At 74.3% G+C, this 25,042-nt stretch carries 18 protein-coding genes; 15 read left to right on the forward strand and 3 right to left on the reverse strand.

All coding sequences use genetic code 11. From position 1 onward, the window contains the following. Window positions 1-79 precede the first annotated feature (79 nt). The 3 genes from C892_RS0126835 to C892_RS0126845 all read left to right on the forward strand — a co-directional run bounded on the left by C892_RS0126835 (window position 80) and on the right by C892_RS0126845 (window position 3,089). Window positions 80-859, forward strand: coding sequence for an electron transfer flavoprotein subunit beta/FixA family protein (locus C892_RS0126835; RefSeq protein ID WP_039820073.1), 780 nt, complete (start codon window positions 80-82; stop codon window positions 857-859). Window positions 860-890: 31 nt separating this feature from the next. Next, window positions 891-1,835 (forward strand): electron transfer flavoprotein subunit alpha/FixB family protein, encoded by a 945-nt coding sequence (locus C892_RS0126840; RefSeq protein ID WP_017559736.1) that lies wholly within the window; start codon window positions 891-893, stop codon window positions 1,833-1,835. Between the two features lie 78 nt (window positions 1,836-1,913). Beyond that, window positions 1,914-3,089 carry a cysteine desulfurase family protein gene (locus tag C892_RS0126845; RefSeq protein WP_026124666.1) on the forward strand — a complete coding sequence of 392 codons (1,176 nt, stop codon included), beginning with the start codon at window positions 1,914-1,916 and terminating at the stop codon, window positions 3,087-3,089. Window positions 3,090-3,111: 22 nt separating this feature from the next. On the opposite strand, the gene C892_RS0126850 is transcribed toward C892_RS0126845, so the two are convergent. Then, entirely contained in the window at window positions 3,112-4,269 is a 1,158-nt protein-coding gene (locus tag C892_RS0126850; RefSeq protein WP_017559738.1) for a hypothetical protein, read from the reverse strand. 108 nt (window positions 4,270-4,377) lie between these two features. Between C892_RS0126850 and mnmA the strand changes: the two genes are divergently transcribed. The 7 genes from mnmA to gatA all read left to right on the forward strand — a co-directional run bounded on the left by mnmA (window position 4,378) and on the right by gatA (window position 13,512). Next, window positions 4,378-5,469: a tRNA 2-thiouridine(34) synthase MnmA gene (mnmA, locus tag C892_RS0126855; RefSeq protein ID WP_193374819.1), complete on the forward strand. Its 1,092-nt coding sequence runs from the start codon at window positions 4,378-4,380 to the stop codon at window positions 5,467-5,469. Between the two features lie 71 nt (window positions 5,470-5,540). Beyond that, window positions 5,541-6,044: a DedA family protein gene (locus C892_RS0126860; protein ID WP_017537193.1), complete on the forward strand. Its 504-nt coding sequence runs from the start codon at window positions 5,541-5,543 to the stop codon at window positions 6,042-6,044. Further along, complete coding sequence (locus tag C892_RS0126865) at window positions 6,037-7,101, forward strand: uroporphyrinogen decarboxylase/cobalamine-independent methonine synthase family protein (RefSeq protein ID WP_017537192.1); 1,065 nt, start codon at window positions 6,037-6,039, stop codon at window positions 7,099-7,101. Before C892_RS0126860 ends, C892_RS0126865 begins: the two co-directional genes overlap by 8 nt. Window positions 7,102-7,132: 31 nt before the next feature. Continuing rightward, complete coding sequence (ligA, locus tag C892_RS0126870) at window positions 7,133-9,328, forward strand: NAD-dependent DNA ligase LigA (RefSeq protein ID WP_017559739.1); 2,196 nt, start codon at window positions 7,133-7,135, stop codon at window positions 9,326-9,328. A 285-nt stretch (window positions 9,329-9,613) separates the two neighbouring features. Then, a complete protein-coding gene (locus tag C892_RS0126875) occupies window positions 9,614-11,686 on the forward strand; it encodes a putative bifunctional diguanylate cyclase/phosphodiesterase (protein ID WP_017559740.1) in 2,073 nt (690 codons plus the stop codon). 27 nt (window positions 11,687-11,713) lie between these two features. Next, on the forward strand, window positions 11,714-12,013 hold the full coding sequence (gene gatC, locus C892_RS0126880) for an Asp-tRNA(Asn)/Glu-tRNA(Gln) amidotransferase subunit GatC (protein ID WP_017537189.1): 300 nt from the start codon (window positions 11,714-11,716) through the stop codon (window positions 12,011-12,013). Next, complete coding sequence (gene gatA, locus C892_RS0126885; RefSeq protein ID WP_017559741.1) at window positions 12,013-13,512, forward strand: Asp-tRNA(Asn)/Glu-tRNA(Gln) amidotransferase subunit GatA; 1,500 nt, start codon at window positions 12,013-12,015, stop codon at window positions 13,510-13,512. The genes gatC and gatA overlap by 1 nt, the downstream gene beginning before the upstream one ends. A 131-nt stretch (window positions 13,513-13,643) precedes the next feature. Here the strand turns inward: gatA and C892_RS0126890 are convergent, their stop codons facing one another. Continuing rightward, window positions 13,644-14,879, reverse strand: a complete 1,236-nt coding sequence (locus C892_RS0126890; RefSeq protein ID WP_017559742.1) for a thioester domain-containing protein — start codon at window positions 14,877-14,879, stop codon at window positions 13,644-13,646. Between the two features lie 366 nt (window positions 14,880-15,245). Continuing rightward, on the reverse strand, window positions 15,246-16,466 hold the full coding sequence (locus tag C892_RS0126895; protein ID WP_017559743.1) for a thioester domain-containing protein: 1,221 nt from the start codon (window positions 16,464-16,466) through the stop codon (window positions 15,246-15,248). 311 nt (window positions 16,467-16,777) lie between these two features. Here C892_RS0126895 and gatB point away from each other — a divergent pair, with 311 nt between their 5' ends. The 5 genes from gatB to ilvC all read left to right on the forward strand — a co-directional run bounded on the left by gatB (window position 16,778) and on the right by ilvC (window position 24,969). Beyond that, window positions 16,778-18,274 (forward strand): Asp-tRNA(Asn)/Glu-tRNA(Gln) amidotransferase subunit GatB, encoded by a 1,497-nt coding sequence (gene gatB, locus C892_RS0126900; RefSeq protein WP_026124667.1) that lies wholly within the window; start codon window positions 16,778-16,780, stop codon window positions 18,272-18,274. Window positions 18,275-18,399: 125 nt separating this feature from the next. Next, window positions 18,400-21,168, forward strand: a complete 2,769-nt coding sequence (locus C892_RS0126905) for a putative bifunctional diguanylate cyclase/phosphodiesterase (protein WP_017559744.1) — start codon at window positions 18,400-18,402, stop codon at window positions 21,166-21,168. 395 nt (window positions 21,169-21,563) lie between these two features. Next, window positions 21,564-23,330 carry an acetolactate synthase large subunit gene (locus C892_RS0126910; RefSeq protein ID WP_017537184.1) on the forward strand — a complete coding sequence of 589 codons (1,767 nt, stop codon included), beginning with the start codon at window positions 21,564-21,566 and terminating at the stop codon, window positions 23,328-23,330. A gap of 41 nt (window positions 23,331-23,371) precedes the next feature. Further along, window positions 23,372-23,896 carry an acetolactate synthase small subunit gene (ilvN, locus tag C892_RS0126915; RefSeq protein ID WP_017537183.1) on the forward strand — a complete coding sequence of 175 codons (525 nt, stop codon included), beginning with the start codon at window positions 23,372-23,374 and terminating at the stop codon, window positions 23,894-23,896. Continuing rightward, the gene (ilvC, locus tag C892_RS0126920) at window positions 23,893-24,969 is read left to right on the forward strand and encodes a ketol-acid reductoisomerase (protein ID WP_275041838.1); all 1,077 of its coding nucleotides are present in this window, start codon (window positions 23,893-23,895) and stop codon (window positions 24,967-24,969) included. Before ilvN ends, ilvC begins: the two co-directional genes overlap by 4 nt. Window positions 24,970-25,042 lie beyond the last annotated feature (73 nt).

The raw sequence follows: 25,042 nt of genomic DNA on the forward strand, positions 1-25,042 counted from the left end.
TTAGGGACCACGGACGCGCCCGCGTCCGCGCCGTCCGAGCGGGCGACGCATGGGAGTGCAGGGAGGTCGGCCACCGGCCATGAATATTGTCGTTTTGGTCAAGCAGGTCCCGGACACGGCGACCGAGCGGAAACTGTCGTCCGACGACTTCACGCTGGACCGCGCCGCGTCGGACGGGGTCATCAACGAGCTCGACGAGTACGCGATCGAGGAGGCCCTCCTCCTCCGCGAGAAGCACGGGGGCGAGGTCACCGTCCTGACCATGGGTCCGGACCAGGCGACCGACTCCATCCGCAAGGCCCTGTCCATGGGCGCGGACAAGGCCGTGCACCTGGTCGACGACGCGCTGCACGGCTCGGACGCCCTGCAGACCGCCTACGCGCTGTCCAAGGCGCTGGGCACGATCGAGTTCGACCTGGTCGTCCTCGGTTCGGAGTCCACCGACGCGCGCACCGGCGTGGTCGGTGCCGCGCTGGCCGAGTACCTGGGGCTGCCCCAGCTCACCCTGGCCGGCAAGGTCGACGTGGACGGCTCGGCCGTCACGGTGCAGCGCCAGACCGACTACGGCTACGACGTCGTCGAGGCGCAGCTGCCCGCGGTCGTCTCGGTCGTGGAGAAGATCAACGAGCCGCGCTACCCGTCCTTCAAGCTGATCATGCAGGCCAAGAAGAAGCCGGTCGCCAAGCTCGGCATCGCCGACGCCGGCATCGAGGCCGAGCGGGTCGGCACCGCCGCCGCGGGCACCGAGACCGTCGAGGCCAGCCCCGCCCCGCCGCGGGCGGCCGGCACCGTCGTCAAGGACGAGGGCGACGGCGGCGCCAAGGCCGCCGACTTCCTCGCCGAGAAGAAGTTCCTGTAGGTCCGGCGGAGACGAAAGAGGGGTTAGAGACATGGCTGAGGTCCTCGTCCTCGTCGACCACGTCGACGGTGAGGTCAAGAAGGTCACCACCGAGCTGCTGACCGCCGCGCGGCGGATCGGCGAGCCGTCGGCCGTCTGGGTCGGCGAGGCGACCGACTCGGGCAAGGCCAAGCTGGCCGAGTTCGGCGCGCAGAAGGTCTACACCGCCCCGGCGGAGCTCAACGACTACGTCGTGGCGCCCACCGCCGAGCTGCTGGCCAAGCTGGCGCAGGACAAGGGCGCCGGCGCGATCCTGGTCTCGGCCACCGCCGGGAACAAGGAGATCGCCGGGCGCACCGCGGTCAAGCTCGGCTCGGGCGTGCTCACCGACGTGGTGGACGTCACCGCCGAGCTGGTCACCGACCACAGCATCTTCGGCGGCGCCATGGTCACCAAGGCCAAGGTGCGCACCGGCACCCCGGTGGTCGCCGTCCGGCCCAACTCGGTCCCGGCCGAGCCGCAGGCCGGCGACGCCGCCGAGGAGGCCGTCCAGGTGGAGGTCTCCGAGGCCGCCAAGGGCGCCCGCGTCGTCGAGCGCGTCGCCCAGGAGCAGGGCGAGCGCCCGGAGCTGACCGAGGCCGCGATCGTGGTCTCCGGCGGCCGCGGCGTCGGCTCGGACGACTTCACCGTGGTGGAGAAGCTGGCCGACTCGCTCGGCGCGGCCGTGGGCGCCTCGCGCGCCGCGGTGGACGCCGGCTGGTACCCCAACCAGTTCCAGGTCGGCCAGACCGGGAAGACGGTCAGCCCGAACCTGTACATCGCGCTGGGCATCTCCGGCGCGATCCAGCACCGGGCCGGCATGCAGACCTCGAAGAACATCGTGGCGGTCAACAAGGACCCCGAGGCCCCGATCTTCGAGATCGCCGACTTCGGCGTTGTGGGCGACCTGCACACGGTCGCCCCGCAGCTGACCGAGGAGGTCGGCAAGCGCAAGTAGGCGCCGACCGCGCGGCGGGCCCGGGCCACAGGCCCGGGCCCGCCGCGCGTGTGCGGGCGCCGTATCCTTGGGGGCGCCATGGTGTATCTGGATCACGCCGCGACGACGAGCGTCCGCCCCGAGGCCCTCGCCGCGATGACCGAGGAGTTCGGGCGCCTGGGCAACGCCTCCTCCCTGCACGGGGCCGGGCGGGCCGCCCGCCGGGTGGTGGAGGAGGCCCGCGAGGACGTCGCCTGGGCGCTGGGCGCCTCCCCCAACGAGGTGGTGTTCACCGCCGGCGGCACCGAGGCCGACAACCTGGCGGTCAAGGGCCTGTACTGGGCGCGCTCGGGCGCCGACCCGCGCCGGCGCCGGGTGCTGGTGAGCGCGGTGGAGCACCACGCGGTGCTGGACCCGGCGCGCTGGCTGGCCGACCGCCAGGGCGCCGTGGTCGAGGAGCTCCCGGTGGACGCGCGCGGCGCGGTGCGCCCGCAGGACCTGCGCGCGGCCATCGAGCGCGACCCCGGAGACGTGGCCCTGGTCTCGGTGATGTGGGCCAACAACGAGGTGGGCACCGTGCAGCCGGTGGCCGCCCTGGCCGAGGTCGCCGCCGAGTTCGGGGTGCCGATGCACACCGACGCGGTGCAGGCCGTGGGCGCGCTTCCGGTGGACTTCTCCGCGCACGGCGGCCTGGCGGCGCTGACCGTCTCGGCGCACAAGCTCGGCGGCCCGGTGGGCGCGGGCGCGCTGGTGCTGGCGCGCGGCGTGGACCCGGTGCCGGTGCTGCACGGCGGCGGCCAGGAGCGCGACGTGCGCTCGGGCACCCTCACGGTGCCGCTGCTGCGCGGCTTCGCGGCCGCGGTGCGCCCGGCGGTGGCCGAACGCGCCGAGCACGCCGAGCGCCTGAGGGGGCTGCGCGAAGAGCTGGTGCGCGCGGTGCACAAGGCGGTGCCCGACGCGGTGCTCAACGGCGACCCCCAGGAGCGCCTGCCGGGCAACGCCCACCTGGCCTTCCCCGGCTGCGAGGGCGACGCCCTGCTGATGCTGCTCGACGCCCAGGGGATCGCCTGCTCGACCGGGTCGGCGTGCTCGGCCGGGGTGGCCCGGCCCTCGCACGTGCTGCTGGCCATGGGCGCCGACACCGACACCGCGCTGGGCTCGCTCCGCTTCAGCCTGGGCCGGGACTCCGCGCCCGAGGACGTGGAGGCCCTGGGCGCGGCGATCGGACCGGCGGTGGAACGGGCGCGCGCCGCGCACGGCACCCGGCGGCGCTGAGCCCCGCCCGGGGCCGCCGGGGCTACCGCTGGCGGCGGATCGGCTGGGTGAGGGTGCCGATGAACCGCCAGTCGGGGTCGAGGCTGCTGCCGACCGAGGCCCCGTGCGGCCACTGCCGCGCCTCCTCCTCCAGCCGCGGCATCACCCCGGCCTCGGGGTCCAGGTACAGGTAGAGGCGGCGCTTGCCGGCCGAGGTCTCCTGGCCGAACAGGGCGCCGTCGTCCCCGGCCAGCCGCTGCAGCCGGGTGGAGAAGGCGTCCATCTCGGCCGCGGCCTCCGCGGTGGGCTGGCGCTCGTCGTCGGCGTCCCTGTAGGCCAGCTCGATCCGGGCCAGCAGGGTGAAGGCGGGGTAGTCGCGGCGCCGCAGCGGGTGGCGGGCCTGCACCTCGATCACGCCGCGCAGCGGCACCCGGGCGCGGAAGGACACCCACGAGCCGCCGGAGCCGCCGGTGAGCTGGTCGACCACCGAGGGGACCGCGGTGGGCGCCAGCGGGTCCAGCGGCTTCTCCACCAGCGCGCTCACCTCGCCCACGGCGCGCACCCGGTCGTCCTCGCCGACCGCGAGCAGCAGCACGTGCTCGGCCACCCCGGCCCGGTCCTGCTCGGAGAGGAACATGAAGTCCGGGTGGTAGACCCCGGCGTCGATCCGGCCCCGCCGCTGGTCCACCCGCAGCTCCACGCTGGCGTGCGACAGGTCCAGCTCGTGGCCGTTCCAGTCCAGGCCCCCGGCCAGGGCGCGGTGGTCGGCCGGCACCGCGGGGCGGAAGAGCCACTCCGGCTCCTCCGGGGCCGCCCGGGACCAGCGCTCGGAGAGCACCCGCGCCTCGTCGTCGGCGCCGGGGCGCAGCGTCAGCGCATAGCCCGGGGCCGCGGCGGGCTCCTCCCCGTCGGCCTCCGACAGCCGCCGCAGCAGCTCGTCGGGGTCGGCGTCGAGCGGGGCGGACAGGTCCTCCAGGCCGGTCTCGGCGGGTTCGGGGGCCGGGCCCACCTCCCAGCCCAGGGCCGGGTGGATGCGCTGCACCAGCTCGGTCACGCGCGCCGCGGCCTCCTCGGGGACGGGCTCGGAGGCGTCGACGGCGGCCGCCAGGGCCGGGCGGAGCCCGGGCCAGGCGGCCCAGAAGGCGTCGACGTTGACGGCGGAATCGGACGCGGGGGAACGGCGGCGACGGAACAGAGCCATGGTCCGATTTTCGCAGAACCGGGGGCCCACCTCGCACGGGCGCGGGCGCGCGTGGGGGCCGCGAGGGGGCGCCGGGCACCCGCGGCGGGCGCATAGGCTGGAGGGGCTATGACTCTGCGTGTACTGGCCGCCATGTCCGGCGGCGTCGACTCGGCCGTGGCCGCCGCCCGCGCCGCGGAGGCCGGCCACGAAGTGACCGGCGTCCACCTGGCACTGTCGAAGAATCCGCAGTCCTACCGGACCGGCGCCCGAGGGTGCTGCACGGTCGAGGACTCCCGGGACGCCCGGCGGGCCGCCGACGTGATCGGCATCCCCTTCTATGTCTGGGACATGGCCGAGGAGTTCGACCGCGACGTGGTCCAGGACTTCGTGGCCGAGTACGCCGCCGGCCGCACGCCCAACCCGTGCCTGCGCTGCAACGAGAAGATCAAGTTCGAGGCGGTGCTGGACCGGGCGGTGGCGCTGGGCTTCGACGCGGTGTGCACCGGCCACCACGTCCGCAAGGTCGACGGGCGCCTGGTGCGCAGCGTCGACGAGGGCAAGGACCAGTCCTACGTGCTCGGCGTGCTCACCGCCGAGCAGCTGGAGCACGCGATGTTCCCGCTGGGCGACTGCTCCAAGGACGAGGTGCGGGCCGAGGCGGCGCGCCGCGGGCTCTCGGTGGCCGACAAGCCCGACAGCCACGACATCTGCTTCATCGCCGACGGCGACACCGCCGGGTTCCTCAACCGGCGCCTGGGCAGCGCGCCGGGGCCGATCAAGGACGAGGACGGCAACGTGGTGGGCGAGCACGAGGGGGCGCACGCCTTCACGGTGGGCCAGCGCAAGGGCCTGGACCTGGGCGGGGCCCCGGAGCGGCGCTACGTGCTGTCCATCGAGCCGGTGGAGAACACGGTGACCGTGGGCCCGCGCGCGTCCCTGCGGGTGGGGTCGATCCGCGCCGTCCGCCCGGTGTGGAGCGGCCGGTCCGCGCTCACCGAGGCCGACGGGGAGCTGGCCTGCACGGTGCAGCTGCGCGCGCACGGCGAGGTCTACGGCTGCACCGCGCGGTGCGAGGGCGGCGGCCTGCGGATCGTGCTGGACGCGCCGGCCACCGGGGTGGCCCCGGGGCAGACCGCGGTGCTCTACGAGGGCGACGCGGTGCTCGGCTCGGCGACGATCGCGGCCACCGACCCCGCTCAGGAGCCCGCCCTTTCCTAGCCGCTGCCGGTTAGGTTAGCCTTAGCAACGCCGACCGGGCGGTCCGGGCGGCGCGGACGCCGGGAGGGCGTATGGAGTACGGGTTCCTGGAGGGGCGTCCCTTCTGGATCGTCTACTCCGCGCTGTACGCCATCGTCTTCGTGCGCACCCAGGCCACCTACTGGATCGGCCGGGGCCTGGGGGCGGGCGTGCACCGCTCCCGGCTCGGCGAGCGCCTGGGGCCGCGCCTGGTCCGCGCCGAGCGTCTGATCGACCGGTTCGGCCCGCCCGTGGTCACCGCCGTCTACCTCACCGTCGGGGTGCAGACCGCGGTGCACCTGGTGGCCGGGGCCATGCGGATGTCCTTCGTGCGCTACCTGGCGGCGATGCTGCCGGGCTGCGCCCTGTGGGCGGCGGTGTACAGCCTGGGCGGCATGGCGGTGCTCGCCGCCTGGTGGAGCGCCTTCACCCGCTCCCCGGCGCTGGCCGTGGCCCTGGCGGTGCTCGCCGCCGCCGCGGCCGTCGGCGTGCTGGTCCACCGGCGGCGGCGCGCCGCCGACCGGCGGGAGTCCCCTACCCTTGTCGGACGTGACTGAGCCCCGACGCCACCCCTGGCCGAACGCGAGCGCGACCGGAATCGGGTCCTACCCCGGGACCGACCCCGACGAGGCGGCACGGATCGTCTTCGGCGAGCTGCCCGAGTTCCCGCACCTGCCCGAGCTGCCGGAGCGCGGCGCCGGCGCCGACACGGTCGGCCGCACCGCCGCCCTGCTGGTGGACCTGCCGGTGGAGGTGCAGCCCACCGGCTGGCGCGTGGCGCGCGCCCCGGGGCGGGACCTGGCCCGGGCCCGCAGCTTCCTCTCCTACGACCTGGACGCCGTGCAGCACCACGGCCACGACCGCTTCGCCGGCCCGGGCGGTTCCGGTGACCCGGGGGGCGTGTTCAAGATCCAGGCCGCAGGTCCGTGGACCCTGGCCGCGGCGGTCGAGCTGCGCGGCGGCGAGCGGATGCTCGCCGACCCCGGGGCCGTGGCCGACCTGGCCGCCTCCCTGGAGGAGGGGCTGCGCGCGCACATCGCCGAGGTGGCCGCGCGCCTGCCCGGCGCGCGCCTGGTGGTGCAGGTCGACGAGCCGGGGCTGCCCGCGGTGTCCCAGGGCCGGGTGCCCACCGCCAGCGGGCTGCGCCGCATCCCCGCCCCGGACCGGGTGGCCGTCGAGGAGCGTCTGCGCTCGCTGGCCGGGGCGATCGCCGGGGCCGGCGCGGTCCCGGCCGTGCACTGCTGCGCCGAGGAGGCGCCGGTGGGGCTGTTCCACCGGTGCGGGTTCCGCGCCCTGGGGCTGGACGCCGCGCTGCTGGCCCCGCGGGACGACGAGGCCCTGGGCACCGCCCTGGAGGACGGCGTCGGGCTGCTGCTCGGTGTCGTTCCGGGAACGGGCCCGCGTCGCGGGGAGGGACTGTCCGACCTGGGCAGTACCGTCGATCCTGTACGGGAGCTGTGGAACCGCATCGGGCTCGACCCCGGGATGCTCGCCGACGCGGTGGTGTGCACCCCCGCGTGCGGACTGGCGGGCGCCTCACCGGACGCCGCGCGCGAGGCGATGGCCGCCTGCCGGGCGGCGGCGCGCGTGCTGCGCGACGAGCCGCGGCGGTGACACGGCGCTGGAAGAGGAAAGGACGCCCTGGGTGAGCGCGGAGAAGTCGACCGCCGTCGATTCCGTCCCCGAAGAGGTGCGCGAGCGCCATGCCGAGCTGTCGCAGGAGATCGACGACCACAGCTACCGGTACTACATGAAGACGCCCGTCATCTCGGACGCCGAGTACGACGGGCTCATGCAGGAGCTGCGCTCCATCGAGGAGCGCCATCCGCAGCTGGTCACGCAGGACTCGCCGACGCAGAAGGTCGGCGCGCCGGTCAGCAACCTGTTCGCGCCGGTGGAGCACCTGCGCCGGATGGAGAGCCTGGACAACGCCTTCGACGCCGAGGAGCTGCGGGCCTGGGCCGACCGGGTGGAGGGCGAGGCCCCGGTCGACGCCTACCTGTGCGAGCTCAAGATCGACGGCCTGGCCATCGACCTGGTCTACGAGAACGGGCGGCTGACCACGGCCGCCACCCGCGGCGACGGCCGGGTGGGCGAGGACATCACGCTCAACGCCCGCACCATCGCCGCGGTCCCCGAGCGGCTGGACGAGAGCGTGCGCCCGGCGCCCGAGCTGCTGGAGGTGCGCGGCGAGGTCTTCCTCCCGGTGGAGGAGTTCGGCGCGCTCAACCGGCGGCTGGCCGCCGAGGGCAAGGCCGAGTTCGCCAACCCGCGCAACGCCGCCGCAGGGTCGCTGCGCCAGAAGGACCCGCGGATCACCGCCACCCGGCCGCTCACCATGATCTGCCACGGGGTGGGCGAGCACCGCGGGGTGGACTTCGCCCGCCAGTCGCACGTCTACGACCTGCTGGCCGAGTGGGGGCTGCCGGTCAGCGACCGCTACCGGGTGGTCGGCTCGCTGGAGGAGGTGGCCTCCTACGTCGCCCACTACGGCGAGCACCGGCACGACCCCGCCTACGAGATCGACGGCGTGGTGGTCAAGGTCGACGACGTGGCGCTGCAGCGCCGCCTGGGCTCGACCAGCCGCGCCCCCCGCTGGGCGATCGCCTACAAGTACCCGCCCGAGGAGGTCACCACCCGGCTGGTGGACATCCGGGTGAACGTGGGCCGCACCGGGCGGGTCACCCCCTACGGCGTGATGGAGCCGGTCCGGGTGGCCGGCTCGGAGGTGGAGTTCGCCACCCTGCACAACGCCCAGGAGGTCGAGCGCAAGGGCGTGCTCATCGGCGACACCGTGCGCCTGCGCAAGGCCGGCGACGTCATCCCGGAGATCCTGGGCCCCGTCACCGAGGCGCGGGACGGCTCGGAGCGGCCCTTCACCATGCCGCGGACCTGCCCGGAGTGCGGCAGCCCCCTGGGGCAGCAGAAGGAGGGCGACGTCGACCTGCGCTGCCCCAACGCCCGCTCCTGCCCCGGGCAGCTGCGCGAGCGGCTGTTCTACGTCGCCGGCCGCAAGGCGCTGGACATCGAGACGCTGGGGTACGTGGCGGCCACCGCGCTCACCCAGCCCCTGGAGCCCGCCGAGCCGCCGCTCAAGGACGAGGGCGACCTGTTCGACCTGTCCGTGGAGCGGCTGCTGCCGATCCGCACCCTGGTGCTGGACCCCGACACCACCGAGCCCAAGACCGACCCGAAGACGGGCGAGCGCAAGGTGGTGACGTTCTTCGCCAACCAGGACGGCGAGCCCAAGAAGACGGTGGACAAGCTCTTCGAGGAGCTGGAGGCGGCCAAGGCCCGGCCGCTGTGGCGGGTGCTGGTGGCGCTGTCCATCCGGCACGTGGGTCCGCGCGCCGCCGAGGACCTGGCCCGGCACTTCCGCTCGATGGAGGCGATCGAGGCCGCCACCGAGGAGGAGCTGGCCTCGGTGGACGGGGTCGGCCCGACCATCGCCGCCTCCATCCGGGAGTGGTTCTCCGAGGACTGGCACCGCGAGATCGTCCGCAAGTGGCGCGCGGCCGGGGTGCGCATGGAGGACGAGGGCGCCGGTTCCGGCCCCCGCCCGCTGGACGGGGTGACCCTGGTGGTGACCGGCTCGCTGGAGGGCTTCACCCGGGACGGCGCCAAGGAGGCCGCGGCCGAGGCCGGCGGCCGGGTGACCGGGTCGGTCTCCAAGAAGACCGACTTCCTGGTGGCCGGGGACAGCCCCGGGAGCAAGTACGACAAGGCCCTCAAGCTCGGGGTTCCGGTCCTGGACGAGGACGGCTTCCGGGTGCTGCTGGCGTCCGGGCCGGATGAGGCCAGGAAGGTCGCCCGCACCGGCGAGGACGCGGACGAGGGGTGAGTCCGGGGTGCGGCGCGGCCCGCCCGCGCCGCACGCCGCGGGCGTCCTCGCAGGCCGCGGCGGTCGGTACCGGGGAGCACGGCCCCATCGCGACGGAAAACGGGCGCAAACCTCCAAGGCTTACCTAAAGTCCTTGTGCGGCGACAGCTGGTGATGAAGCGTCGTAAGCTGTGCCTGGAAGGCGCGGCTCGCGCACCGGACGAGACCGGCCGGATCTGACCGAGGGGGTGGCCGGAAGGGGTGAGACCTCCGCTCCGCCGCACATCCCGACTGCCCGAGGACGCTATGAAGGATCCCAACAACACCCGAGACGTGGGACCGCGGGCCGGCACGCCGCTGTGGCTGTACCTGGCCGGCACCACGGTGGCCGGGTGCGGCCTCCTCCTCGGGTCGCTGCTGTGGACCGGCCCGGCCGGCCTGCTGGCGCTGGCCGACCAGCCGCTGGTGTGGGTCGTGCTGTGCATGGTGGTCATCGGCGAGCTGCGGCCCATCGCCACCCCCAACGCCCCGGCCACCAGCGGGGCGCCCACCTCGCTGCCGTTCTCCTTCGCGCTGCTGATCTTCTTCGGCCTGCCCGCCGCCGCCCTGGTCCAGGCGGTGGCCACGGCGGCGGCCGGCATCGCCCGCCGGCACGCCCCGCACCGGACCGCCTTCAACCTGGCCCAGTACGTGCTCAGCTTCGGGGTGGCCGACGCGGTGATGCGGCTGTTCCACCCGCAGGCCGCGGCCGGGCCCTGGGTGCCCGACGGCCCCGAGCTGCTGCTGGTGGCCCTGGCCGGGGCGGCCTACTTCGTCACCAACCTGGTTCTGGTCGAGTGCGCGGTGGCCATGCACGAGCGGGCGCCGCTGAGCAGCGTGCTGGGCAAGGACATCGGCCAGCGCCTGTTCGTCAACGCGGTGCTGCTCAGCCTGGCGCCGCTGGTCGTGGTGGCGATGACGCACTCCATCTGGCTGGTGCCGCTGTTCGCCTTCCCGCTGGCCGCGCTCTACACCAGCGCCACCCTGTCGGTGAAGCGCGAGCACCAGGCCAACCACGACGAGCTGACCGGGCTGGCCAACCGAAAGCTGCTCATCCTGCGCACCCAGCAGGCGCTGGGCGAGGCCCGCCAGCGCCACCACCGCATCGGCCTGCTCCTGCTCGACCTGGACCGGTTCAAGGAGGTCAACGACACCCTGGGGCACCCCACCGGGGACCGGCTGCTGCAGACCGTGGCGCTGCGCCTGACGCACAGCGTGCGCCCCGGCGACCTGGTGGCCCGGCTGGGCGGGGACGAGTTCGCGGTGCTGCTGCCCCAGGTGCGCGACGCCGCCTCGGCCCGCGAGGTGGCGGCACGGCTGCGGGTGGCGCTGGCCGAGCCGGTGCGCCTGGACGGCATGGACTTCGACCTGGAGGCCAGCGTCGGCATCGCGCTCTACCCCAACCACGCCCCCGACTTCGAGCTGCTCATGCAGCGCGCCGACGTGGCCATGTACGTGGCCAAGGAGCAGCGCACCGGGGTGGAGCTCTACGCCCCGCACAAGGACCGCAACTCCACCGCCCGGCTCAGCCTCTTCGGCGAGCTGCGCCGCGCCCTGGTGGAGAAGGAGCTGGAGATGTTCTACCAGCCCACCGTCGACCTGGCCGGGCGGCGGCCGGTGGGCCTGGAGGCGCTGGTGCGCTGGCGCCACCCGCGGCGCGGCGTGCTGGAGCCGCACGAGTTCGTGCCGCTGATCGAGCAGTCCTACCTGATGCGCGGCTTCACCCACGAGGTGCTGGAGCAGACCCTGTCCCAGGTGGCCCGGTGGCGGGCCGAGGGCCTGGCGCTGCCGGTGGCGGTCAACCTCTCCGCCCGCGAGCTGCTCGACCCCACCCTGCCCGACGTGGTCGCCGCGGGCCTGCGGCGGCACGGGGTGCCCCCCGAGGCGCTGCGCCTGGAGATCGGCGAGCGGGTGATGGTGAGCGAGGCCGACGCGGTCGCCCCGGTCATCCTGGCCCTGTCCGACCTGGGCGTGCCGCTGTCCCTGGACGACTTCGGCACCGGCTACTTCACCCTGGCCCGGCTCAACGGCCTGCCGGTGCAGGAGATCAAGATCGACGGCTCGTTCGTGCGGCGGGTGGAGGAGGACGGCGACGGGCGGGTGATCGTCGCCTCCGCCATCGACCTGGTCCGCACCCTGGGGATGCGGGCGGTGGCCGAGGGCGTGGAGACCGAGGGCGTGGCCGAGGCCGTGGGCGCGATGGGCTGCCACGCCGCCCAGGGGCGGCTCTTCACCCCGCCGCTGGAGGCCGCCGAGGCCGCCGCGTGGCTGCGCGCGCACGGCGCCGTGGCGCACGCGGGCCGAGAGCCCGCCGACGGCCATAGGATTGAAGCGCCCTGACTGCAAGAAGAGAACGGTAAGCAACCCATGTCCGCCATCACCCGCGATGAGGTCGCGCACCTCGCCCGGTTGTCGCGGCTGGCGCTGAACGAGGACGAACTCGACCACCTCGCCGCCCAGCTCGATGAGATCATCTCCGCGGTGGCCAAGGTCCAGCAGGCCGCCGAGGGCGACATCCCGCCGAGTTCGCACGCCCTGCCGCTGGCCAACGTCTACCGACCCGACGAGGCCCGGCCCGGCCTCACCCCGGACCAGGCCCTGGACGCCGCGCCGGCCGTGGAGGACCAGCGCTTCCGCGTCCCGCAGATCCTGGGGGAGGAGGAGTGATGGGCACCGAACTGATCCGCATGAGCGCCGCCGAGCTGGGCTCGGCGATCGCCGCCGGGCAGGCCTCGGCGGTAGAGGCGGCCCAGGCCTACCTGGACCGGATCGAGGCGGTCGAGGGCTCGGTCAACGCCTTCCTGCACGTGGACCGCGAGACCACCCTGGCCCAGGCCCGCGCGGTGGACGCCCGCCGCGCGGCCGGCGAGGAGCTGGGCCCGCTGGCCGGCGTGCCGGTGGCGCACAAGGACGTGTTCACCACCACGGACATGCCCACCACCGCCGCCTCCCGCATCCTGCAGGACTACCGCCCGCCCTACGACGCCACGGTCACCGCGCGGCTGCGCGAGGCCGGGCTGGTGGTGCTGGGCAAGACCAACATGGACGAGTTCGCCATGGGCTCGTCCACGGAGAACTCGGCCTTCGGGCCCACCCGCAACCCCTGGGACACCTCCCGGGTGCCGGGCGGCTCCTCCGGCGGCTCCTCGGCGGCGGTCGCCGCGTTCGAGGCGCCGCTGGCCACCGGTACCGACACCGGGGGGTCGATCCGCCAGCCGGCGGCGGTGTGCGGCCTGGTGGGCGCCAAGCCCACCTACGGCGGCTCCTCCCGGTACGGGCTGATCGCCTTCGCCTCCTCGCTGGACACCCCGGGGCCCTTCGCCCGCAACGTGCTGGACGCGGCCCTGCTGCACGAGGCCTTCTCCGGGCACGACCCGCACGACTCCACCTCGATCGACGCCCCGGTCCCGGCCGTGGCCGAGGCGGCCCGCCGCGCCGACGTGGCCGGCCTGCGGGTGGGCGTGGTCAAGCAGTTCTCCGGCGAGGGCTACCAGCCGGGGGTGCTGCAGCGCTTCCAGGAGAGCGTGGACCTGCTGGAGTCGATGGGCGCCAAGGTCGTGGAGGTGTCCTGCCCCAGCTTCGACACCGCGCTGGCCGCCTACTACCTGATCGCGCCCAGCGAGTGCTCGTCCAACCTGGCCCGCTTCGACGCCATGCGCTACGGACTGCGCTCCGGCGACGACGGCACCCGCAGCGCCGAGGAGGTCATGGCGCTGACCCGGGCCGAGGGCTTCGGGCCGGAGGTCAAGCGCCGGATCATCCTGGGCACCTACGCGCTGTCCAGCGGCTACTACGACGCCTACTACGGCTCGGCGCAGCAGGTGCGCACGCTCATCAAGCGCGACTTCGAGGCGGCCTTCGCGGGCGTCGACGTGCTCGTGTCGCCCACGGCGCCGACCACCGCCTTCCCGCTGGGGGAGCGGACCGACGACCCGATGGCGATGTACCTGGCCGACCTGTGCACCATCCCGACCAACCTGGCGGGCAACGCGGCGCTGTCGGTGCCGTGCGGGCTGGCGCCCGAGGACGGGCTGCCGGTGGGGCTGCAGGTGATGGCTCCGGCGCTGGCCGACGACCGGGCCTACCGGGTGGGCGCGGCCGTGGAGGCGGCGCTGCGCGAGAGGTCCGGGAGCGACTTCCTGAGCGGCAGCCCCTACGCGGTCTGACCCCGGGGGAGCGCCCGGCACGCCGGGCACGTGAAAGGGGGCGGAGGGCCGATGGCCCTCCGCCCCCTTCGGCGTCTCACGCCCGGCGTCTCACGCAGGGACGGCGCAGACGCCCGGGGCGCCTAGGCGCCTCAGACCTCCTCGGAGGCGGTCCGGCGCTTGCGGCTCAGGTAGATCGCCGCGCCGCCGCCCGCGACCGCGGCCACGGCCGCGCCGATCAGGCCGTAGAGCGCCCCACCGGTGACCGGCAGGCCGCCCTGGTCCTCGTTCTCGTCCTCGGGGGCCGGCTTGTCGTCGCCCTTGTCCTCGTCGTCACCGCCCTCGTCGGGGGTGGACGGCGTGGGGCTCGGGGACGGCTTCTCGTCCTCGTCCTCGTCGCCGTCGTCCGGCGGCGGGGTCTCGTCGCCGCCGCCCTCGGTCCAGGTGGCCTTGGCGTCGGCGGTGACCTCGGTGGACCCGTTCTCGGCGGTGATCAGGGTCTGGGTGGCCTTCTCGCCCTCCGCGCCACGGAACAGGCGGCCGACCTGGACGGTGGCCGTGATCGTGCCGGAGAAGGAGGCCTCGCCCGCGGCGGCGTCCTCGGGGACCTTGATGCCCAGGGTGTCGCCGTCGGCGGCGCTCTCGACCGGCTCGCCGCTCTCGGCGTCGACCAGCTGGAGCCCCTCGACGCCGCCGGCGTCCAGCACCAGCGGGACCGAGTCGGCGCTGGTCTCGACGGTGAACTCGCCGACGACCTCCCCGGCGGTGCCCTCGGCGCTCTCCGGGGTGATGGTCAGCGAGGCCTCGGGCTCGGGGACCTGGGGCTGGGACTTGGCCTCGGTGACCAGGTACTCGTAGAGGGCGTCGACCTTCTCGCCGTGCCCACCGCCCTCCTTCAGCTTGGTGCCGTTGCTGAAGTGCCAGATGGCGGCCTGGGTGCCGGCGACGGCGTCGGCCTCGTCCAGGCCCTCGACACCGGAGTTCGCCACGAGGTCGTCGATGCCGACGGTGGGGAAGGAGTTCTGCAGGATCCAGTGGACCTTGCCGGCCTGGGCGGTGTCGCCCTTGCCCGGGTAGCTGTCCCAGGAGTCCTCCTGGTAGCCGGCGCCGGGGCGGATCGCGGTCTCGGCGTCGATGCAGTAGGTCTGCAGGACGGTGTCGCTGTCCTGCAGCTCCAGCTCGAACAGGTTGGTCGTGATCGTGCCGTGCGTGGTCTCGACGGCGACGCCGCCGGGGCCGTTGCCGGTGTAGGTCCCCTTGGCGCCCTCGGCCAGAGCCGGGGCCGAGGTGAGGCCGAAGGCCAGTGCGGCGGCGGCGCTCACGGCCGTGGCGGCGACCAGGCGGCGGCCGCGTCGGGGGGTGCTGTGGGGGTGGATCGTCGTGATCAAATCGCGTCCCGTTCGGTCGGATCGGGGAAAATGGGGCGCCGCGTTCTCCCAGGTCGAAAAGGGCGGGGACGGGGGAGAAAGCGGCCGGGGAAGCCGCGCACCCGTAGGGTCGCCGAGCGGTTCTGCTCGGGTGCGCCGGGGATCGCCTGAGCCGCGGGATGTCTCGGGGCCGCGGGGCGAATTCTTCACTTCCGCACCGCCCGATCCTAGCGACCCGATTCCGGTCTTCCAACAGGGTGGGCGGATTTCTCTGGTGAATCGTCCGAAGTGTCGCATATTTCCCGTTCACCTGGGGAGCGCAAGGGGAACGAGGCCTGAATCGGACACGTCTCCAGAGTGACCGAAACCACGGGACCGAAACCGGGCCTACCGGCGCCTCCGGAGCAGCCGCGCGGCCAGCACCGCCGCGGCGCCGACGCCCAGCAGCCCGGCCCCCAGGGCGACCAGCTGCCCCGCCCAGGTCCCGGTGAAGGCCAGCGGCCCGGTGGAGCGCGCCCCCTCGGCCGCGGGCGGCGGGGCCGCCGGGGAGGCCGCCGACGCCGAAGGCGAGGGGGACTCCGGCGCCCCGGCCTGCTCGCGGGCGGGCGCCTGCGGGCTCGGCGCGGACTCCGGCGGGGGCGTCCCCGCGCCGGGCGCCCGGGACTCCGTCGCCGCCCAGTCGGCCTTGACCTGGGCCGAGGATCCGGTGGGCACCTCCTCGGCGGCGACCACCGGCAGCGTGGCCACCCCGTTCCGGCCGGCGAACGCCCGCCCGGGCAGCAGCGCGGCGGTGGAGGCGCGGGCGTGCACGGTGGCCACCCCGGCGCCCGGCTCCTGCGGCACGTGCAGGTAGAACTCGTCGCCCTCGGCCACCTCGGCGACGGTCGCGCCGGAGGCGTCGGCCAGCCGGGCCCCGGGCGCGCCGTTGACCGCCACCCGCACCGGGCCGGTGCTGGTGGTGCTCACCCGCAGCGGCCCCAGCGGCGCCGCGGGGTCGGCGCCCTCGATCCGCCGCGGCTCCAGGTCCAGGGTGGGCGGGGCGGGCGCGGGGGCCGCGCTCTGGGCCCCGGTGACCAGGTGCCGGTAGTAGCGCTCCACCCGGGCGTCGTTGCCGCCGCTCGCGCCGGGCCCGGCCAGGTCCGCGCCGTCGGTGAAGTGCCACACGGCCGCCTGGGTGGCGGCGATCGCCTGCTCCTCGCTCAGCCCGTCCGAGCCCGGGCCCGACAGCTCCTCCAGCGGCCGTGCGGGGTAGGAGTTGGCGACCACCCAGGCCACCGGCCCGGCGGCGTCCGCGGGCGCCTCCAGCGCGGTGAAGCCGGTCTCGACGTAGGCCGCCGAGTGGTCCGCCTCGCCCTCCAGGGCGGCGCCGTAGGCGGCGACCGAGGCCGAGTCGTCCACCCGCACGCTGTAGAGCACGGTGGGCACCTCCCCGCCGTCCTCCAGGTGCACCTGCGCCCCCGGGGTCTGTTCACGCTCCACCCGGGCGGTGCCGTCCGGGGCGGCCGCGGCGGGCGGTGCGCCGGCGCAGGCCAGCACGGCGGCGCCGAGCAGCGCCGCGGCGGCGCGGGCCGGGACGCGGACCGGGGTGCGGGACAGGGTGCGGGGCACGGCGGGGCGGGCTCCTCGGCGGACGGGTGACGGGTCGCGGCCAGAGTAACCGCAGGGGCGCCCGCGTCCAGGAGGAACCGCGCGCGGGTGCCGAATCGTGCGCGGGCTGTGACATTTGGCGCCGGGCGCGCGCCGGGCGTGCGGCGGTCCGTCATCGCCGGTGCCCGGCCATCGGTAGGCTTCTCATAGGCCCCGCGGAGGCGGTCCTTGCGGCCGGCGCTGTGCGGGGGGTGACGACGACGAGCACGGAAACGGGTAGTGCGGCGATGGTCAGCGCGGTAACGAACGGCACTGCCGCGGACGCGGCGCCGGTGGCGTACGAGGACGCCCTGCGGCGGTACGAGCCGGTCCTGGGCCTGGAGGTGCACATCGAGCTGGGCACCGCCTCGAAGATGTTCTGCTCCTGCCCGACCGCCTTCGGCGCCGACCCCAACACCCAGGTGTGCCCGGTCTGCCTGGCGCTGCCCGGCGCGCTGCCGGTGGCCAACGAGGCCGCGGTGGCCAGCGCCATCCGGCTCGGCCTGGCGCTGGACTGCTCGATCGCCTCCTGGTGCCGCTTCGCCCGGAAGAACTACTTCTACCCGGACATGCCGAAGAACTACCAGATCTCCCAGTACGACGAGCCGCTGTGCAGCGACGGCGCGCTCGACGTGGAGGTCGACACGCCCGAGGGGCCGCGCACCTTCCGGGTGGAGATCGAGCGGGTCCACATGGAGGAGGACACCGGCAAGAGCACCCACGTGGGCGGTGCCACCGGCCGGATCCACGGCGCCAGCCACTCCAACGTGGACTACAACCGGGCCGGCATCCCGCTGCTGGAGATCGTCACCAAGCCGATCCCCGGCGCCGGCGACCTGGCCCCGCAGGTGGCCCGCGCCTACGTCGCCGAGCTGCGCGCGCTGGCCCGGTCCCTGGGCATCTCCGACGTGCGCATGGAGGAGGGGTCCCTGCGCTGCGACGTCAACGTCTCGGTCAACCCGGTCGGCGCCCGGGAGTGGGGCACCCGCACCGAGACCAAGAACGTCAACTCGCTGCGCTCGGTCGACCGCGCCGTCCGCTCGGAGATCGAGCGCCAGGCCGGCGTGCTCGACGCCGGCGGCCGCATCGTCCAGGAGACCCGCCACTTCCAGGAGAACACCGGCGCCTCGGTCTCCGGCCGCAGCAAGGAGGAGGCGCAGGACTACCGCTACTTCCCCGACCCCGACCTGGTCCCGGTCGCCCCGGGCGCCGAGTGGGTCGAGGAGCTGCGCGCCACCCTGCCCGAGCTGCCGGCCGCCAAGCGCGCGCGGGTGCGCGCCGAGTGGAGCCTCAGCGACGAGGAGCTGCGCGACCTGGTCAACGCCGACGCCATCGACCTGGTCGAGGCGACGGTGGCGGCGGGCGCCACGCCCGACGACGCCCGCAAGTGGTGGCTCAACGAGCTGTCGCGGCGCGCCGCCGAGTCCGAGACCGAGCTGTCCGCGCTGGCGATCACCCCCGAGCAGGTGGCCCGGGTGTGCGCGCTGGTCTCCTCGGGTGAGCTGACCAACAAGCTGGCACGCCAGGTCGTGGACGGCGTGCTGGCCGGGGAGGGGTCCCCGGAGGAGGTCGTGGAGGCCCGCGGCCTCAAGGTGGTCAGCGACGACTCCGCGCTGGGCGCGGTGGTCGACCAGGTGATCGCCGACAACCCCGACATCGTGGAGAAGATCCGCGGCGGCAAGGCCGCCGCCGCGGGCAAGCTGGTCGGCGACGTGATGAAGGCGACCCGGGGGCAGGCCGACGCGGCCCGTGCGCGCGAGCTCATCCTGGAGCGGGTCGGCACGGCCTGAGCAGGGCCCGGTGCCGTCCCTCAACCCGAGCGTGACCTTGGGTGACTAGCCTGGACGCTCCCGGCCCGTGCCGCCCCGTGCCGCGGAGTCGGCACGCTCTGCGCCAACGACCGAAAAGGGTGCCCATGAACACGGCCGTCGCCAAGGGCGACCAGCGGATCTGGCTGGGTGCGGCCTGGGTGCTCACCGTGGTGTACGCGCTGGGCACGCTGGTCCAGGTCGCGCCGGGCATCACCCTGACCGAGCGGATGGGCCACTGGCCCCCCGGGGTGGCCGCCGGCCTGGCCGCGGTCTCCCTGCTCTACAGCGCCCGGCGCCGCGCCGCCACGGCCGACGACGACCCGATGGGGGCCGACGGCGCCGACGGCACCGCCGCGCTGCGCTACCTGGGGCTGGCCGCCGCGGCCTGGAGCGCCGGGGCCGTCACCTCGGCGGTGACCGGGCTGCTGTCCACCAGCCCGGCGGTCTCGCTGACCCTGGGCGACCTGTTCAGCCTGGTGGCGCTGCCGCTGTTCGCGCTGGGGTTCACCCGGCTGGCCCCGCTGCCGCAGGGCCTGCGGCCGGTCACCCGGCACCTGACCGACTCCTACGTGGCGGCGGCCGCGCTGTTCGCGGTGGTCTGGCTGCTGCTGTTCGCACCGCTCTACAGCGAGCTGGGCGAGGGCGGGGAGTACCTGGGCTTCGCGCTGGTCTACCCGGTGGCCGACATCGCGGTGCTGTGCCTGATCGCGCCGCTGGCCTTCACCTCCCCGCACAGCACCCGCCGGGCGGTGGCGATCGCCATGTCGGCCTTCGTCATCGTGGCCGGGGCCGACCTGATCGGGGCGGTCACCCGGCTGACCGGCGACGCCCCGGCCGGGGGCATCGAGTACCCGGTGCGGCTGCTGGGCTTCGCGCTGCTGGGCGCGCTGCCCTGGCTGATCCGGGACCGGGCCGGGGCGCGCCCGCGCCGGATCACCGGCCGCGGGCTGTACCGCTTCGCCCCGGAGATCGCCGCGATCGCCGCGCTGGGGCTGGCCGCGGTGGTGCTCACCGCGGCGGCGCTGCACGTGCCCGGGGTGGCCGCGGTGCTGCCGCTGGCCGCCGGGTCGGCGGTGCTGGTGCTGCTGGTGCGCATGGCCGGGCTGCTGGAGGAGAACGGCACCCTGAACCGGATGCTGCTCACCCGCGAGGCCCACTTCCACGAGCTGGCGCGCAACAGCGGCGACGTCATCCTCATCCTGGAGGGCGACGGCGGGGTGTTCTACGTCAGCCCCGGTGCCCCCGAGGCCTTCGGCTACACCCTGGACGACCTGGTGGCCGAGCCGGTGACGGCGATCGTGCACCCCGAGGACCTGCCGCGCACCGCCGAGGCGGTGCGGCTGTTCGAGCGGGGCGGCGGCCCGGGCAGCGTGCACCTGCGGCTGCGGGTGCGCGCCGGGGACGGCACCTGGCGGCACACCGAGTCCACCGTCTCGCTGTACGAGCAGCCGGGCGAGCCGGACCGGCTGCTGGTGACCACCCGCGACATCAGCGCCCAGGTGGCCCTGGAGGACCAGGTCAACCACCTGACCTTCCACGACGGCATCACCGGGCTGCCCAACCGGGCCTACCTGGAGGAGCGGGCGCGGGACATGATCGCCCGCCGGGAGCGGGCCGCCGACCCCGGCCGGGAGCAGGCCCCCGCGGGGGAGATCGCCGCGATCTTCCTGGACCTGGACGGGTTCACCGCGGTCAACGACTCGGCCGGGCACACCTTCGGCGACTACCTGCTGGCGCAGGCGGCGCGGCGGCTGCGCGCGGCCGCGGTGGCCGGGGTGACCCTGGCCCGGTGGGGCGGCGACGAGTTCGCGGTGCTGGTGGAGGGCGGCGCGCACGCCCAGCGGGTGGTGGACCTGGCCGAGCGGCTGGGCCGGGCGATCGCCGCCGAGCCGTTCCAGGTGGCCGACCGCGAGGTGGTGCTCACCGCCTGCGCGGGGGTGGCCTTCGCCGAGTCCGGGATGGACGCCGGCGAGCTGATGCGCAACGCCGACATGGCGCTGGCCCGCGCCAAGGAGCAGGGCGGCGGCCGCATGGAGGTCTACGCCGCCGACATGCACGCCCAGGTGGTGGGCCGGCTGGAGCTGCAGGCGCGGCTGCGCCAGGCCCTGGCCGACCGCGAGTTCACCCTGGAGTACCAGCCGGTGGTGGACCTGGAGAGCTCGCAGGTCACCGCGGTGGAGGCGCTGGTGCGCTGGCGCCGCCGCGAGGAGGACGCCGACGGCGAGCCGGTCGACCGGCTGCTGCTGCCCGAGGAGTTCATCGGCGCGGCCGAGGAGTCCGGCCTGATCGTGCCGCTGGGCGCCTGGGTGCTGCGGGAGGCGTGCGAGAAGGTGGCGCTGTGGCGGGCCGCCGAGTGGGACATCGGCCTGAGCGTGAACCTGTCGGTGCGCCAGATCCTGTCCGCGCGCTTCGTGGAGACGGTGGCCCAGGCGCTGGAGGACAGCGGCCTGCCGGCCCGGGTGCTGACGCTGGAGGTCGACGAGGAGGTCCTGCTGGAGGACCCCGGCGAGGCGGTGGAGCGGCTCTCCGCGCTGCGCCGGCTGGGGGTGCGGCTGGCCATCGACGACTTCGGGATGGGGTACGCCTCCCTGGCCCACCTGCGCGAGCTGCGGGTGGACGAGATCAAGATCGACCCCTCCTTCGTCCGGGACCTGGGGGCCGACGGCACCGTCACCCTGCTCACCCACACCATCGTGCGGCTCGGCCAGGACCTGGGGGTCCAGGTGGTGGCCGAGGGCATCGAGCGCCCCGAGCAGCTGGAGAAGCTGCGCTCCATGGGGTGCGGGCACGGCCAGGGGTTCCTGGTGGCCCGGCCGATGGCGGCCGAGGGCGTGGAGGCGCTCGTCGGCGGCGGGGCGGGCATCCCGATGTGACCGGCCGCCCCTGCCCGGCGGCACCGCGCCGGGCGCCCTGACCGGCGCGTGTGGCGGGTGGGGCGTCCGCATCGTGGACCGGCCGCGCGCGGCCGCTTCCGGCTGCGAGTATCTTCCCAGGTCAGGGCGGACGAACGAGGGCCGGTGCCGGGTGAGTATGCGCCACGTCACATCCCACATGGTGAGATGATGTCGGGAATCGGTTGACGCCCGCCCCCGGGTTCGCCAAGGTTGACACCGTGCAGAGCAACACCACCCTCATTCTCGTACTTGGTCGGCGCGCAGCCAGCTGACCGAGTCCACGTTGCTGCGCGCCTCCCTCCGACCGCATCCGCGGTGGAGGGTTTTTTGTTGCCACGGCTGGACCCCCAGGATCGCGACCGAAGGATCTTTCGATGACCGAGCGCATGACCGGAGCACGTTCGCTGATCAGGTCACTGGAGCACGCCGGTGTGGACGTGGTGTTCGGGATCCCCGGAGGGGCGATCCTCCCGGCCTACGACCCCCTCTACGACTCCCCGAAGGTCCGGCACATCCTGATGCGCCACGAGCAGGGCGCCGGGCACGCCGCCGAGGGCTACGCCTACGCCACCGGCCGCCCCGGGGTCTGTATGGCCACCAGCGGGCCGGGCGCCACCAACCTGGTCACCCCCATCGCCGACGCGCACATGGACTCGGTCCCCATGGTCGCCATCACCGGCCAGGTGGCCACCCCGATGATCGGCACCGACGCCTTCCAAGAGGCCGACATCAGCGGCATCACCATGCCGATCACCAAGCACAACTTCCTGGTCAAGGACGCCGCGGAGATCCCCCGGACCATCGCCGAGGCCTTCCACATCGCCTCCACCGGCCGCCCCGGCCCGGTCCTGGTGGACATCGCCAAGGACGCCCTGCAGACCGAGGCCGACTTCGCCTGGCCGGAGCGCCTGGACATGCCCGGCTACCGCCCGGTCACCAAGCCGCACGGCAAGCAGGTCCGCGAGGCCGCCCGGCTGATCGCCCAGGCCCGCCGCCCGGTGCTCTACGTCGGCGGCGGGGTGCTGCGCGCCGGCGCCCACCAGGAGCTGCGGGTGCTGGCCGAGCTGACCGGCGTCCCGGTGGTCACCACCCTGATGGCGCGCGGCGTCTTCCCCGACTCCCACCCCCAGCACCTGGGCATGCCGGGCATGCACGGCACCGTCCCGGCGGTCGGCGCCCTGCAGCGGGCCGACCTGGTCGTCGCCCTGGGCGCGCGCTTCGACGACCGGGTCACCGGCCGCCTGGACAGCTTCGCCAAGGACGCGGCCATCGTGCACGCCGACATCGACCCGGCCGAGATCTCCAAGAACCGCCACGCCGACGTGCCCATCGTCGGCGACTGCCGCGAGGTCCTGGCCGACCTGGTCGTGGCGGTGCGCAAGGACCAGTCCGAGGGCCGCCGCGGCGACTACGAGTCCTGGTGGGCCCAGCTGAACCGGCTGCGCGAGGAGTACCCGCTGGGCTACGAGCCGGCCGAGGAGGGCGGGCTGTCCCCCCAGCACGTCATCCGCCGGCTGGGCGAGATCGCCGGCCCCGAGTCCACCTACGTCGCCGGCGTCGGCCAGCACCAGATGTGGGCCGCCCAGTTCATCGGGCACGAGCGCCCCGGCGCCTTCCTCAACTCCGGGGGCCTGGGCACCATGGGCTTCTCGGTCCCGGCGGCGCTGGGCGCCAAGGTCGCCGAGCCGGACCGCACCGTGTGGGCGGTCGACGGCGACGGCTGCTTCCAGATGACCAACCAGGAGCTGGCCACCTGCGCCATCGAAGGCATCCCGATCAAGGTCGCGGTGGTCAACAACGGCAACCTGGGCATGGTCCGCCAGTGGCAGACCCTGTTCTACGAGGGCCGCTACTCCAACACCAACCTGCAGACCTCCCCGCCCGAAGAGGAGGAGAAGGTCCGCATCCCGGACTTCGTGCGGCTGGCCGAGGCGTACGGTTGTGTCGGACTGCGGTGCGAGCGGCCCGAGGACGTCGACGCCACGATCGAGAAGGCGATGGCCGTCGACGACGCCCCCGTCGTGGTCGACTTCACGGTCCACCACGACGCGATGGTCTGGCCCATGGTCGGCCCGGGCGTCAGCAACGACAACATCCAGTACGCGCGCGACATGGCGCCGGACTGGGGCGATGAGGACTGACGAGGACTAAGAGAAGCGACGAGCAGAAAGGCCAGCCACCCATGAGCCAGCACACGCTCTCCGTCCTCGTCGAGGACACCCCGGGCATCCTCGCCCGCGCCTCGGCGCTGTTCTCGCGCCGCGGCTTCAACATCCACTCCCTCAGCGTCAGCACCACCGAGTACGAGGGACTGTCCCGCATGACGATCGTGGTCAACTGCGACCGCCACCCCTTGGAGCAGGTGACCAAGCAGCTCAACAAGCTCGTGAACGTCATCAAGATCGTCGAGATGGACAACGACGCATCGGTCCGCAGGGAACTGCTGATGGCCAAGGTCAAGGCCGACGCCTCCAGCCGCCCCCACGTGGTCCAGACCGCCGAGCTCTTCCGCGCGAACATCGTCGACGTCTCCACCGACGTCGTCGTCATCGAGGCCACCGGCAAACCCGAGAAGCTCGATGCGCTGATCCGCAACCTGGAGCCCTACGGGATCAAGGAACTGGTCAAGTCGGGCCTGGTCGCGCTCGGCCGCGGCCCCCGGTCGATCACGGACCGCTCGCTGCGCCCGGTGGAGCGCAGCGCCTGAGCCCGCGCCGCGCCCCGGCGGACGAGCGGCGGGCGGCGGACAAGACGAGAAGAAACACGAGCAAGGAGCACTCCGACGTGGCAGCACAGATGTACTACGACGACGACGCCGACCTGAGCACGGTCCAGGGGCGCAAGGTCGCCGTGATCGGCTACGGCAGCCAGGGCCACGCGCACGCGCTGTCGCTGCGCGACTCCGGGGTGGACGTGCGCATCGGCCTGGCCGAGGGCTCCAAGAGCCGCGCCAAGGCCGAGGAGGAGGGCCTGCGGGTGCTCACCCCCGCCGAGGCCACCCGCGAGGCCGACCTGATCATGGTCCTGGTGCCCGACCACATCCACCGCGACCTGTACGCCGAGGAGATCGCGCCCAACCTGAACGCGGGCGACGCGCTCTTCTTCGGCCACGGCTTCAGCATCCGCTACGGCCTGATCGAGCCGCCGGCCGACGTGGACGTGGCCATGGTCGCTCCCAAGGGCCCGGGCCACCTGGTGCGCCGCCAGTTCGAGGAAGGGCGCGGCGTGCCGGTGCTGGTCGCGGTCGAGCAGGACGCCTCCGGCTCGGCCTGGGAGCTGGCGCTGTCCTACGCCAAGGGCATCGGCGGAACCCGCGCCGGCGCGCTGAAGACCACCTTCCCCGAGGAGACCGAGACCGACCTGTTCGGCGAGCAGGTCGTGCTCTGCGGCGGCCTGGCCGAGCTGATCAAGGCCGGCTTCGCCACCCTGACCGAGGCCGGCTACCAGCCGGAGGTGGCCTACTTCGAGTGCCTGCACGAGGTCAAGCTGATCGTCGACCTGCTCTACGAGGGCGGGATCTCCAAGATGAACTGGTCGGTCTCGGACAACGCCGAGTACGGCGGCTACACCCGCGGCCCGCGGGTGATCACCGAGCAGACCCGCGAGGAGATGCGGCGCATCCTGGCCGAGGTGCAGGACGGCACCTACGCCCAGGAGCTGGTCGCCGAGTTCGACGCCGGGCGGCCCAACTTCCTCAAGCGGCGCGAGGCCGAGCAGAACGAGCCGATCGAGAAGGTCGGCGCCGAGCTGCGCCCGCTGATGAGCTGGCTCAAGGGCTGAGGCCGGGCCCGGTCGCGTCCTGCCGGGGGCCGGCGGCGGGCGGACGGCGCGTGCGCGCGCCGTCCGCCCCGCG

Source organism: Nocardiopsis baichengensis YIM 90130 (assembly GCF_000341205.1).
GTDB classification, from domain to species: Bacteria; Actinomycetota; Actinomycetes; order Streptosporangiales; family Streptosporangiaceae; genus Nocardiopsis_A; species Nocardiopsis_A halophila.

What these genes read in the sequence shown, in the direction of transcription:
- C892_RS0126840 (WP_017559736.1), top strand. Translation starts at nt 891, where the DNA reads ATGGCTGAGGTCCTCGTCCTCGTCGACCACGTCGACGGTGAGGTCAAG.
- C892_RS0126875 (WP_017559740.1), top strand. Translation starts at nt 9,614, where the DNA reads ATGAAGGATCCCAACAACACCCGAGACGTGGGACCGCGGGCCGGCACG.
- gatC (WP_017537189.1), top strand. Translation starts at nt 11,714, where the DNA reads ATGTCCGCCATCACCCGCGATGAGGTCGCGCACCTCGCCCGGTTGTCG.
- C892_RS0126850 (WP_017559738.1), bottom strand. Translation starts at nt 4,269, where the DNA reads ATGGCTCTGTTCCGTCGCCGCCGTTCCCCCGCGTCCGATTCCGCCGTC.
- C892_RS0126860 (WP_017537193.1), top strand. Translation starts at nt 5,541, where the DNA reads ATGGAGTACGGGTTCCTGGAGGGGCGTCCCTTCTGGATCGTCTACTCC.
- C892_RS0126845 (WP_026124666.1), top strand. Translation starts at nt 1,914, where the DNA reads ATGGTGTATCTGGATCACGCCGCGACGACGAGCGTCCGCCCCGAGGCC.
- gatA (WP_017559741.1), top strand. Translation starts at nt 12,013, where the DNA reads ATGGGCACCGAACTGATCCGCATGAGCGCCGCCGAGCTGGGCTCGGCG.
- C892_RS0126905 (WP_017559744.1), top strand. Translation starts at nt 18,400, where the DNA reads ATGAACACGGCCGTCGCCAAGGGCGACCAGCGGATCTGGCTGGGTGCG.
- mnmA (WP_193374819.1), top strand. Translation starts at nt 4,378, where the DNA reads ATGACTCTGCGTGTACTGGCCGCCATGTCCGGCGGCGTCGACTCGGCC.
- C892_RS0126835 (WP_039820073.1), top strand. Translation starts at nt 80, where the DNA reads ATGAATATTGTCGTTTTGGTCAAGCAGGTCCCGGACACGGCGACCGAG.
- C892_RS0126910 (WP_017537184.1), top strand. Translation starts at nt 21,564, where the DNA reads ATGACCGAGCGCATGACCGGAGCACGTTCGCTGATCAGGTCACTGGAG.
- ilvN (WP_017537183.1), top strand. Translation starts at nt 23,372, where the DNA reads ATGAGCCAGCACACGCTCTCCGTCCTCGTCGAGGACACCCCGGGCATC.